Consider the following 12,014-nt stretch of genomic DNA (forward strand, 5'->3'; position numbering starts at 1 on the left):
TGGGTAACTTAAAATATCATCTATGGATGCGGCGGTAAAAAAATGGCTGATAATAGCAGGATTGTTAAAACATCTACGAAAAATCATTATTCCTACATAAAACATAATTGGTGGTCGGGATTTTTATTCGGGCTTGGAATGGTTACCTTTATAGATGAAACTGTTTTCCATCAATTATTGCAGTGGCACCACTTTTATGATAGGTCAACTACTGAATTAGGATTAATTTCGGACGGCTTATTTCATGCTTTTAGCTGGTTTGCGACTATTGGCGGATTATTTATGCTTGCAGATCTAAAAAGACGCCAATCTTTGAATTGGTTATACTGGTGGGGCTCGGTGCTGACTGGAGCGGGGCTTTTTCAGTTATATGATGGAATAATCCAGCATAAAGTCCTGCGGGTGCATCAAGTAAGATATATAGAAAATCTCTGGGTTTATGATTTGGTATGGAACACTGCAGCCGTACTGCTTTTGATTACCGGGTTAATCATAATTCGTCAGGCACGCCGCAGGATGAAGGGGTGATTTTTTGGAAAATATGCATCACGCCTTAACTATTGCGCCCTTTTGGAATGCCTTTTTTATTGTCCTGTCTGTAATTGCTGTCGGTGGTTATATCGCAGCAGTAATTGTCTCCAATAAAAAAGATCATCTCAGTAAATGGCCACGGTACCGCACCGTTCTGTGGATTGCGGGAATTCTTTCAGCATTTGTCGTGATGGGCGGCCCGCTTGCAAAAGCTGTTCATATGGACTTCACCTTGCATATGCTTGGTCATTTACTGCTGGGTATGTTATCCCCCTTGCTGCTTGTTTTATCATCACCAATACGGCTGATTCTCAGAGCGCTGCCTGTGAGGAGGGCGCGTCAATTCACAAGTGTAATGAGAAGCGGGTATGTGCAGTTTGTTACCCACCCTGTGACAGCTTCCATTTTAAACATCGGTGGTTTGTGGATGCTATACACGACCACTTTATTTCAGCTAATGCACAAATACACCTGGCTGTACTTTCTAGTCCATTTTCATGTTTTTCTTGCCGGGTATGTTTTTACTGCTGCGATGATATACATAGATCCTGTTCCCCGTCGGTATAGTTATTTTTATAGATCAGTGGTCTTTATCCTGGCGCTGGCAGCACACCAGATTCTCTCCAAGCGCATTTATGCATACCCTCCTTTGGGAGTAGCGCGTGAACAGGCTGAGGCTGGCGGTATGCTCATGTATTATGGCGGAAATATTGTTGATGTCATTATAATTTATATTATCTGTTTGCATTGGTACCGGTCAAAAGCACCCAGGGCATCCTTGCATCAAGCGCATTAAATAAATCGATTTGGTGAGCGGGTTTGTGCATACATTTTCCATATTGTTAACTAAAACCCTATTTGGTACGATATATTCAGAAATAGGAAAGGGAAATGGCGCATGAAATTATATTGGATATGGCTCTTGTTTAATGTTGTACCCTGGGTGTTTGCTTTTCTTTACTTTGCAGGGGACATGTCTGGAATAACCTGGAGACTGCTGGGTTTATCGGTGTTCTTTATTCTGTTCTTTATCATGCCGCTTGTTAAACACCATCAGATTACTGCCATGATTTTGCTGGCAGCTAATGCTGTTATTTCCGTAATTACTTTATACCCACAACAGGAGCAAGGCTTTAATCCGTTTCTGCTGCTGATTTTATCCTTGTTGATCGGGGAAGCATATTATCGGCTGTCCGACGCTCTGGCTGCCATTGTTACTGCGGTTGCCGCTGCGGGAATATTGATTACTATTTTGAATACGGACCTTTCTTTACCTCTCATTAGTTTTATTTCAATATACTTTCTGCTTTACTTTTCTGCATTAATTCTATATAAACAGACTAAAAATAAACATGATGATCTACATGCAAGATATGATGCGCTCCTTAGCGAATACAAGGGGTTAAAAAGACGGCTTGCCTCGGAGGAAGAAACAGCAAGGCAGGAGGAAAGGGTACTGATTGGGCATGAAATTCATGATTCTGTCGGCCACAAGCTTACTGCACTCCTCATGCAAATGGAAGTATTCAGATTGAAAGCAGATGAAAAAGACAAAACGCAGATTCAATCTCTGAAGACACTTGCCAATGAGAGTCTTGAGGAAACAAGAAGTGCAGTAAAAATGCTAAAACAGCATGATGTTGGAGGGCTTCAGGGCGTTATAAGGTTAATCAGAAAACTGGAAACAGAGAGCTTTATCCGCATTCATTTTTCCGTTAAGCATGGAGCTTTCACAGTGCCGTTGACCGGTGAGCAATCTTTTGTCATTTTTCGTTCTGTACAGGAAGCGCTAACGAATATTATGAAACACAGCCATGCCAGAGAGGCTGAGGTCTCGTTTGAAACGCCGGGGGGCAGTGTGTTTCGTTTTGAGATCAGCAACCCCGTAAAGAATAATCATAGATTAAAAGAAGGATTCGGACTTACTTCCATGCGGGAAAGGCTTGAGAAAATCGGCGGAGAGCTGGAAATACTCAAAACAGAAGAGCAATTTATTGTCAGGGGTTTTATAAAAATTGGAGAGCAGGGGGAACATAATGATCCGGATACTACTCGCTGAAGATCAGATGATGGTGCGGCAGGGGTTAAAGATGATGATAGAAACAGATGAGGAAATGAAGGTTACCGGGGAAGCAAGCAACGGAAAGGAAGCAATTTCCCTCTGTGAAAAGCAGTTATTTGATGTGGTGATTTTAGATATTCGGATGCCTGTGATGAATGGTATTGAAGCTGCAAAGGTGCTACAATCCCGCTTTAAGGAATTAAAAATACTCATTTTAACTACATTTGATGATAGTGAATACGTGATGGATGCACTAAAAATAGGGGTTAGCGGATATATTTTAAAAGATGGGGATACCGGTTTGCTGATCCGATCCATTCGCAGTGCATTAAAAGGAGGTCTGACTGTGGAAGATCAGGTTGCTGCCAAGGTGATGCCATTGCTTCTTAACCGGCAGGGGGGTGAGAAACCTGATCCATCGCTGACTCCGCGGGAACGGGCTATTTTAACATGTATCGGGGAAGGGCTCAGTAATCACGAAATTGCAGACCGGCTTGGTTTATCCGTAGGGACAGTGAAAAATAATACGAGTCAGATTCTGCAGAAACTGGATCTGAGAGACAGGACACAATTGGCGATTTACGCTATACGCCATAACCTTGTGTGAGGTACAAAGATAGAGGAAATGATATGGCGAAAATAAATAAATGGACCCACTTATAGTTATAAAGTTATCTCTTTTCCCTACTTTAGTTCATCGCTAAACAATATTTTGGTCACCACTATATTTCAAGGTCACTCCCCTAAACCCAAAATTACCTCAACTGCACAGAAAAATAGTAGAAAATAAAGAAATTTGCAGACTTTTGTTTTGCAAATAGCAAAAAAGTGGTAGAATATTGCTTGGCAGAGAGAAATATCGTAGCATCGCAGCAGCTTGACGTAAATAAAATTCAGGAAAGGGGGAGGGCCCTGAGCGAAAAGCAGTAAGGGGATTATCTTGCAAACTAAGAAAGAGAAATCAAAAACATGGACTATTTTTCTATCGTCGGGACCCCAAAAACCAGTAAAGAAATTTAATCTGTCCAAAAAACTTTTTTACAGCAGTTTTGTTTTTGTATTTGCCTTAATCATGGTGGTTGGCAGTCTTACATATATTATCCTTGATTTAAATAACAAACAATCACAATTATATGGCCAAATAGAGGAACAGGAAGCTGAGCTGGTGCAGGTTCAAAGTGCAAATACTGCTTTATACGAAGAAGCGTTGGAAGTTCAACAAACAATTGAAGAGTTTAAAGACTTTGAGGCTCGATTGAGTGAACTGGAATTGGATTTGCCTGAAGACTTGCAGGATACGGATGGAAGTGGAGGACTGGAGCTTCCGAGCAATGAGAGTTATCTCGAACACACGGAAGAAGTATCTAATAACTTGTCTGAAATGAAAAAGCAGCTGCCGGAAATGGTAGATAACTTTGAACAGACAGTCAGTGCACTTGCGGAGTATGAAGAACAGTTAAAATTTATACCAACATATTTTCCTGCTGAGGAAGGACGGATATCATCCGAGTTCGGAAATAGAAGTGACCCATTTACTGGACAGAGTCGCTTTCATTCAGGAGCAGATATTGCAGCCCCGCTTGAAACACCTATTTATGCTGCAGCAGAAGGGGAAGTAATTCTTGCCGGAAGAAATGGCGGTTATGGTGAAACCGTTGTCATTGATCACGGTGAAACTTACGAAACATTGTATGCGCATTTAAATTCGATAGATGTATCTGTCGGTGATCGGGTGGAAAAAGGGGAAGAAATCGGAGGTATGGGTACGACTGGTAGGAGTACTGGTGTTCATTTACATTATGAAATTATACGAAATGGCGAACATGTTAATCCGTATTTATATATGACTTTTCATGATCGGGATGAAGAAGAATAATTAGCTGTGGAGGTGAGAAGAAACGTGTTTTCCAGTAAAAAAAATAAAAAGAAGCTGGATGAGACGTCAACAATTGTTGGTGAAGAAACAACATTTACCGGTTCACTTGAGGTTCATTCCAGTATTAGAATTGATGGGAATATCTATGGAGAGCTGAATTGCTCGGGTGACGTCACCATTGGGCAGGAAGGCTATGTTGAAAAAACCGTGACAGCCAGAAATTTATTTTTGGCAGGCAAAATACAAGGCGATGTCAAAGTCGCGAATAAAATTCATATATATGATACCGGCTCATTGGACGGAAAAGCTGAGATGAATACTATTGTCATTGATGAAAAAGGTCAATTTAATGGAGAAAGTGTTATGAGGAATACCGAGGCTTATACAACTGAGAATGTTGTCCAAATGGAGGAAAACGGAAAGTGACTGGCAGACTGTTGAAGCAGATGCGAATACATAAGGGATTAGGCTGATGTACTATGTCACTGATGACGAGAAAATATATCCGCTTTATTCTGAAGACCGTTTAAGGAAGTTATTAGCGGAACGGTTCTTCTGATCAAAAGGTGCCTTGCTTCCGAGGTATCTGTATGAGGCATGAGGATCCTGTGCTGTTTGGAAATGGCACGCGCACGTTGAAAAATAATACGGGTAAGATCCTGCAGAAATTGGATCTGAGAGACTGGTCCAATTGGCGATTTACACTCTATATGCCATAACCTTGTCTGATGGACAGGGACACAGGAAATGATATGACTAAAAATAAAATGACTAAAGTAATTCCAGTTAACCTTGAGAATGACTAAAGACAGTGGTGACACTGTCTTTTTTCATGTATATTTTACACAGTCAGGTGAGTATAAACCAATTAAAGATAACATTACGAAGACCTGTTTTTCTCTAAACCTGAGCCTCATACAGGAGTGTGTGTAAATATGATAGAAATAAACAAATTAACGAAGTCATTTAAAGGAAAAAAAGTGGTGGAGGACGTTGATATCTATATGGATGAAGGCGAATCGATCGGTTTGCTTGGTCCAAACGGAGCGGGTAAATCCACTACAATTTCCATGATTTCTTCTTTATTAAAGCCCACTTCCGGGGATGTGAAATTAAATGGAAAAAGCACGATAAAAAATCCGGCTGAAATTAGAAGAATTCTTGGCGTCGTGCCGCAGGAAATTGCGCTATATGAAGAATTGTCGGCTCACGAAAATCTAAAGTTCTTTGGTGAAATTTACGGAGTCAAAAGAAATGTGCTGGAACAGCGTATTCAGAATGTGCTTGACATGGTCGGGTTGAAAAAACGCCAAAAAGAGCTGGTAAAGACCTTTTCCGGCGGGATGAAGCGCCGGGTTAATATTGCTGCTGCCCTATTGCATAATCCTGAAATCCTTATCCTGGATGAACCGACTGTTGGAATCGACCCCCAATCAAGGAGTCATATCCTGGAAACCGTCAAAAAGCTGAATCGAGAAAATGGAACAACAGTGCTTTATACGAGTCATTATATGGAGGAAGTAGAGCAATTATGCGAACGCGTCTATATTATGGATCACGGAAGAGTAGTAGCTGCGGGCAGCAAAGAAGAACTGTTAAGTATTTTATCCAGCGAGGACACGATCCAGATAAATTTGAGTGATACAAATGATGAAGTAGTTGAGAAAATAAAGTCTATTAAAAACATACGCCGTGTGGATGAAACTAAAAATGGCATACGGATTATTTCCAAAAAAGGAAGTAATATTTTAAGTGATTTGGTACACGCAGTAGAAAGTGAAGGTATTCATTTAACCAATTTTCAGATGGAAACGCCGAGTCTTGAAGATGTTTTCCTGCATTTAACCGGCCGGACATTAAGAGACTAGGGGGGATAATATATGATTGCATTCATAAAAAAAGATTTACTCGTATTTTGGCGGGACCGTAAAGAAGTATTGATTTCTTTGCTGGCGCCTATCTTCATCATCATTGTAGTAAATTTTGTCTTCTCCGGTATAACGTTTGATGATGCTGGTGACATGGATATACATGCAGGGCTTGTAGTAGAAGATGATGAAGCAGCAGGTCTTCAGCAATTTGAAAAAAGACTGCAGAACATCGATTTACCTGAGAGGAAAATAGAGGTAATGATGGAACAGGCTCAGGATTTGTCACCTATTGGTTTAATTGTATCGCTTTTTGATGACCCCGAATTAAGTTCCTGGATTCATACAGAGGAGATGAATGAAGAAGAAGCGATAGAACAGGTTGAAAATGGCGATTTGGATGCCGTCATAAAGATCCCAAATGACTTTACGTTTGATGTTGTAGGACAGATGGTGCTTGGTGAGACTGCAGATACGTCCCTTCACTTGCAGATCGAAGAACATTCCATTGAGACAGATATTTTAACAGATATCATCGATAATTATTTGAAGACTTTCAACTATCAATTTGCACTTGGTGCAGTCGCAGAAGGAGAAGCCGGAGATGCGGTATTGCCGGAGGGAGGAAGAGAGGTTATTAACGAAAGTGCAGTTGAATGGGACCTTGCCCAATATTACGCAGTTGCGATGAGTACGCTCTTTGCATTATTTATTGCCGCTACGGTTGCTGTAAAGACGGAAACGGAAAAAAGGGAACGTGTTTTCAATCGGATTTTATTAACGAACAGCCGCCCAGTTTCTTATTTAATGGGTAAAACTTTTTCCACTTTTGCTATGACCTGGATACAGTTAATGCTTGTATTTTTTGTAAGTGACCTTCTGCTGGGTATTTTTCCCGAAAAGTCAGTGAATTATTGGCTGGGTATTATTGTGATTGTCACATTTTTTTCATTCGTTGTTGCTGGGTTATCTGCAAGTTTTACGTCATTGATGTTAAGAATGAAAAATCTCAATGCAGCTAATGGACTGTTTACGATTGTAATTATGGTCATGGCTGCTTTAGGCGGGAACTTTTTTCCGATGGAACAGCTTCCGGAATGGCTGGAAGCACTTAGTGGATGGACACCGACCGGGATAACGATATCTTTATTTACGGAATTTCTCCAAACAGATGATATTGTTTCTTTTGCTGCTCCGTTAATGAAACTAGCCGGATTTTTTATAGGGTTTCTTCTCTTCGGGGTTCTCTTGTTTCCCGAAAGGAGGAGAGCATAATGCTGCCAGTATTTAAAGCACAATTAAAAAAGGACATAAGAAGCCCTTGGACTGTGATTTTAATGATTGTTGGAAGTATGCTTTTAACGTTTATTTTTGCGGATACTGATCAACAATCAAAAATAGATGTACCTATTTTTAGCAGTGAGTCAAATAAGGAAGAAGTAGAAGAAAAATGGGAGTTACTGCTGAATAATAATCAGGGTTATTCGTTTGTTGTTACTGATGAAAAAGAGGCGAGGGCGGAGGTAGAAGAAGGAGATAGTGAGGCTGCCCTTCAGCTGTTTGATAATGATTACCAAGTAATTGCAGCTGCCGATTCACGGGCTGTCCAATTATTGGAAGACTATGTTCATACTGTGTTTACACAAGAGGCACAGTTAAGGGCGGCTGCTGGTTCAGAGAATGTGGAAGCTACCAGGAATGAAGTGGACGTCTATTTGGAAAATGCTCCTTTACAAATGCAAATTGAATCCATCGAGGGTGGAGAAGTGCCCGAACATAATATGATCCTTCAATTGCTGTTTGGTATTACTTTATTCTTATCCATGTTTACGATTGGTTTTAAAGTAAACGGGGTAACTTCGGATAAAGTAAGTGGTGTATGGGATAGAATGATTCTCTCTCCTACGAGTAAAACCGGTATGTATACCGGTCACTTGTTTTACAGCTTTTTTATAGGGTTTACGCAAATTTTTATTGTGCTGGTGTTATTTCATTATGTGCTGGATTACGATCTCGGGTATCATTTTGGCATGATACTGACAGTTGCAGCTGTTTTTGCAATCAGCATGGTAAGTGTATCCATGTTGATTACCGGATTTGTGAAAACGCCGGAGCAGTTCAATATGATATACACGTCTGTTATACCGATTATACCGATCATCAGCGGTGTTTATATGCCTCCCGGTCTGATTAGTAATCCAATTCTTTTGTTTGTCGCAGACTTATTCCCGCTGGCTCATGCGATGGAGGCCTTGATGGATATAGCACTATTTGATGCAGGATGGAGTGAGATTACGCTGCCTCTTGTATTAATGCTGCTGATTGGTGTGATCTCCATGGGAGTTGGTGTGAATTTGGTGGAGAGAAGGAAGGATTGAATATAAAAGCAGAAGCGAACGAAGTCCCTGCAGTATTTTTTGAAGTTAAATAAACGTTTGATCTAATAGTGAATCATCTTCCATCATCTTAATGTGGTGTCCTGGAAAAAAGACAAATAAGGGTAGCAAAAACATGGAGGAATTTAGCATCCGGGAGGAAAAAACAAATAACCATGAATTTAACGTTGTAACACGCTAGCTGAATCGATCCGTTTAAACATAGTTGAGCTTTTGAGGAATAGTCTCTTTCTCAGTAGGGGAATTTGCTGATCAGCTTGACCTCCGCCAGCCCTAGGCATCCAAATACCTTCAGGTTCAAACTAAAGCAGGAAATTTTGATGTTTCGTGATAATAAACCGATTGTTGCCCTATTCTCTTTTGTCCCGCGTAAGCATGAGAACGTAATAAATATTTTGGTAGCTATAGGTTAGAAATGAAAATGCTGCTTGAATAACTTAACTTTAATGGATTGGAGATGTGAAAGTAATGAAACAAAATATATATGATGAAGAGATATTTTTTTCTGAATATAAAAAAATGGAGTGAGAAACACATCTTTTTTAGCAGAAAATGTAATTAAATATCATCGTACATTTTCAACGTATATCAATGATCTGATTCATGCCGGTTTTACCATAAGTGCGGTTAAAGAGCCTATGCCGACTGAAAAAATAGCAAAGCGTGATTCCGGAATGATAGATGAACATCGAAGGCCTATGTTTTTAATCATCTCGGCCGAAAAGTAATCGTTTCTTTAAAAAACGTGCTGTACTGTGAAACTTCCGAACAGCCATTTTCCTATATACGCACTACGAACCGCTTATACGAGGAGTAATTGCTATGTTGTTTGAATCATCAAGAGTGAGACTAAGAAAGATGACAATGGAAGATACTGAAGTTTATAACAAGTGGAGAAATGATCCGGAAGTTATGCATTCCACCAACCTATCTTTGGATGTTTACTCTACTCTATGGAAGATACTAAAGAATTTGTCAGCCAAGTTATTTTGGGATCATCTGCAGCAAAAAACTATATTATGGTTAAAAAGAGTAAGGAGATACCAATTGGCATTGTAGGATTAATTAACTTAGATTATAAGAATAGAAATGCGGAGTGTATTATTGATATCGGGGAAAAGAATTATTGGGGAAAAGGCTATGGTTTGGAGGGTTTGAAATTGCTATTGAATTATGCTTTTTACGAAATGAACCTGCATCGGGTTTTCCTGAGAGTGTATTCATTTAATGAAAGAGCTATTCGGTTGTACACGAAAATCGGTTTTCAGGAGGAAGGAAGTAGCAGACAGAGTCTCTTTAGAAATGGTGAATGGCATGACATCATTCATATGGGAATTCTTCAAAATGAATATTTGAGAAACAAATAATTATCCCGCAATAATAGTGAGAACCTTATTTGAAAAGTTGAGTACCTTTTCGGAAAAAGGCATTATTTAATTATTGTTTCAGTACTGCCTTATGTGCATGGTATGGAGAATATGAATCTTTAAGATAAAGATTGTGTAAGAGAGGAAAATTATAATGAATGATTTATATACTGATAAAGTAGCCCAAAAGAACCGTGCAATATCCTTAGATATCGCACGGGGTTCCATGCTCTTATTAATTATACTTTCACATTTTCCGTTGCTCTTATATATGACAGAACCAGGTGTAGCAACAAAAGTTGGCAGCAGTACACCTTTAGACCAATTTTTGAATTTTTTAATGGAAATGTTAGTAGATAATCGGGCGCGTCCTTTATTCGCAATACTCTTTGGATATGGCCTTGTTATGATTTACCGAAAGCAATTGGAAAGACAGGGTGCTGAAGAGGCAAAACGCATAATTAAAAGACGTTGCTGGTATTTAATATTGTTTGGTTCGATCCTTGCTGGTGTCGCAGGAGGACAGGACATACTAATGACATATGGTATAGCCGGACTCCTATTAGTTTCCAGCTTGAAAAAGGACAGCAATAGGATTAAAAAATATGTAATTATTTCTACAATCATTTGTCTTATATATGTACCAGCCCTTTGGGGAGGTTTCTTTTTTACGATCCAGTCCTATGGCTTCTCAAATGCTTTAACTGGTCAGGAAACATACTTCAGTACAATAGTTGACCGACTGATTGCAGTCCCTGTTAATCCATTGTTTACTCATATCCTCATGCCTGTCATCCCTACAGTACTAATGGGGATTTGGTTAGGTAAGTTAAATGTCTTAACTAAACCGTATAATCATATAAAACAGCTGAAAAAAATAACAATTGGTTGTTTAACAATTTCATTGGCGGGTGCCATACCACTAGTATTGATTAATGATATTTGGTTTCCTGGTTTCTTTACCGCAGGAACTGCATATGGTATTCATGTTATTACAGGCTTTGCAGCCGGTGCAAGTTATGCAGCGTTATTTGGATTATTGGGAGTCGGCATTAAATACCGTGGCGTAATTGTTAAAGCAATCACAGCAATGGGAAAACGTTCGTTAACATTTTTCGTCATACACGAAGTTTTGATTGTTATACTGCTTTCTCCAATCGCTTTCAATTTGGGTGCAATATTAACTGTCACATCTTCCGTACTGCTCGGCATCTTGATGTGGATTGTGACTTTATCATTCGCATACTTCATGGAAATTCGGCAAATAGAAGGGCCTTTAGAAAAATATATGCGTTATTTGACTTATAAAAATTGATTATAAAGTGAAATGCCGTTAAGCAATTGGGCTTGAAATTATCTGATCGAAAACAATTTCACACTATTTCTGATTACCCAAGTTTCAATTCTTCTACACGGAGAAAAAGACGGTTTAAATTTGATTGAGGATAACCCCAATGCAAGCCATTGGTGCTTTAAAAATAAGTTAAACGTTTGATTTAATAGAAACATGAAGCACTCTTTAGTTTATAAAATACAGCCTGTAAAAGCTGGAAAAACATTAATCATATATTTAAAACTCTCCATTGCTGGCATTTTATGTTTATCATGTATAATGGATTTGGAAAAATGAAATTGCAGTGGCAATAAGATCTAAATAATATACCTGATTCGTTTAATGATTCTATCTACGAACGATCTAACATATTTTGTTACGCCAATTGCAGGACGCAAAAAGCGACGATGGAAATTGTAGGAAAAATTTCATTCGGGACATAGTATTATAAAATGGGGGAAACAGTATCTAATATAGAAGGATATATAGATTCGTGTTTAGCTGGTCTTTATTTTTTATATACGTTTTAATAGCCAAATATATTATAATATTGCAGTGTACGGACTGCTATCTTTCCCATC

Annotated in this window: 10 protein-coding genes and 2 pseudogenes; all 12 read left to right on the forward strand. The window is 39.1% G+C overall.

Annotated features, from left to right (window positions below; translation table 11 throughout):
• The first annotated feature begins 42 nt into the window (after positions 1–42).
• Complete coding sequence (locus tag GHD25_RS00370) at positions 43–528, forward strand: DUF2243 domain-containing protein (protein WP_164214364.1); 486 nt, start codon at positions 43–45, stop codon at positions 526–528.
• Positions 529–541: 13 nt separating this feature from the next.
• Positions 542–1,327: a cytochrome c oxidase assembly protein gene (locus GHD25_RS00375; protein ID WP_164214644.1), complete on the forward strand. Its 786-nt coding sequence runs from the start codon at positions 542–544 to the stop codon at positions 1,325–1,327.
• A gap of 102 nt (positions 1,328–1,429) precedes the next feature.
• Positions 1,430–2,590 (forward strand): sensor histidine kinase, encoded by a 1,161-nt coding sequence (locus tag GHD25_RS00380; RefSeq protein ID WP_164214365.1) that lies wholly within the window; start codon positions 1,430–1,432, stop codon positions 2,588–2,590.
• Positions 2,568–3,200 (forward strand): response regulator, encoded by a 633-nt coding sequence (locus tag GHD25_RS00385; protein ID WP_164214366.1) that lies wholly within the window; start codon positions 2,568–2,570, stop codon positions 3,198–3,200. Before GHD25_RS00380 ends, GHD25_RS00385 begins: the two co-directional genes overlap by 23 nt.
• Positions 3,201–3,533: 333 nt before the next feature.
• A complete protein-coding gene (locus GHD25_RS00390) occupies positions 3,534–4,469 on the forward strand; it encodes a M23 family metallopeptidase (protein WP_164214367.1) in 936 nt (311 codons plus the stop codon).
• A 12-nt stretch (positions 4,470–4,481) separates the two neighbouring features.
• Complete coding sequence (locus tag GHD25_RS00395) at positions 4,482–4,895, forward strand: bactofilin family protein (protein ID WP_240452162.1); 414 nt, start codon at positions 4,482–4,484, stop codon at positions 4,893–4,895.
• 509 nt (positions 4,896–5,404) lie between these two features.
• Positions 5,405–6,337 (forward strand): ABC transporter ATP-binding protein, encoded by a 933-nt coding sequence (locus tag GHD25_RS00400; RefSeq protein WP_164214368.1) that lies wholly within the window; start codon positions 5,405–5,407, stop codon positions 6,335–6,337.
• A gap of 12 nt (positions 6,338–6,349) precedes the next feature.
• Positions 6,350–7,612 carry an ABC transporter permease gene (locus GHD25_RS00405; RefSeq protein ID WP_164214369.1) on the forward strand — a complete coding sequence of 421 codons (1,263 nt, stop codon included), beginning with the start codon at positions 6,350–6,352 and terminating at the stop codon, positions 7,610–7,612.
• Positions 7,612–8,715, forward strand: coding sequence for an ABC transporter permease (locus GHD25_RS00410; protein ID WP_164214370.1), 1,104 nt, complete (start codon positions 7,612–7,614; stop codon positions 8,713–8,715). Before GHD25_RS00405 ends, GHD25_RS00410 begins: the two co-directional genes overlap by 1 nt.
• Before the next feature lie 539 nt (positions 8,716–9,254).
• Positions 9,255–9,461, forward strand: a pseudogene (locus GHD25_RS00415) (class I SAM-dependent methyltransferase); the annotation flags it as partial.
• 94 nt (positions 9,462–9,555) lie between these two features.
• Positions 9,556–10,100 (forward strand): annotated as a pseudogene (locus GHD25_RS00420) (GNAT family N-acetyltransferase).
• 154 nt (positions 10,101–10,254) lie between these two features.
• Entirely contained in the window at positions 10,255–11,415 is a 1,161-nt protein-coding gene (locus GHD25_RS00425; protein WP_164214371.1) for a DUF418 domain-containing protein, read from the forward strand.
• The last annotated feature ends 599 nt before the right edge of the window (positions 11,416–12,014 follow it).

It is taken from the genome of Virgibacillus aidingensis (assembly GCF_010994035.1).
Taxonomy (GTDB): Bacteria; Bacillota; Bacilli; order Bacillales; family Amphibacillaceae; genus Virgibacillus_N.